We start from the raw sequence: 449 nt of genomic DNA, 5'->3' as shown, positions 1-449 counted from the left end.
GTTCCAGTGCTTTCTCGAAGTCGCTCACCTCGGAAAACCTTGTCGATTTGCCAGACTCCACCTTTCTGGTAGAGACCGGAGATCGCTTTTCTCGCCATGGTTTGCCTCCTTTGGCTTCACCCTGGCGCTCGCTGCGGGGGTGATTGTTGTCCTGATTCACCGCCTTTTCAACCGACTTGCGCTCGACGTAGGCGTCCGCCCATTCATCAAGCTCAATCCGGTCGAACGCCACGCCTTGTTTCCCGATCGGGAATTCCCGAACGCTTGGGCGAACTGTTTTGTTGAATTCGTCCCGGCACATGCCGAGGTAACCAGGAGCATCGCCAAACCTGATGAAGCGCGGTTGAATGCTGCTGGCCTTTGCCGCTGTGGCGTTTGCCATGAGGTGATGCTCCATGCCGCGCGTGGCGGCAGAAGGTGGTGAGGAGTTAATCCCGGCCCTTGCCGCT

Annotated in this window: 1 protein-coding gene; it reads right to left on the bottom strand. The window is 57.9% G+C overall.

The features are described from left to right. Window positions 1-382, bottom strand: a 382-nt coding sequence (locus JWH17_RS23320; protein WP_205225098.1) for a hypothetical protein, incomplete at its 3' end; no start/stop codon positions are given. Window positions 383-449: the final 67 nt, after the last annotated feature.

Origin of the sequence: Desulfogranum marinum (genome assembly GCF_016918565.1) — a bacterium.
GTDB lineage: Bacteria > Desulfobacterota > Desulfobulbia > Desulfobulbales > Desulfobulbaceae > Desulfogranum > Desulfogranum marinum.
This window is presented reverse-complemented; position numbering and strand designations above follow the sequence as displayed.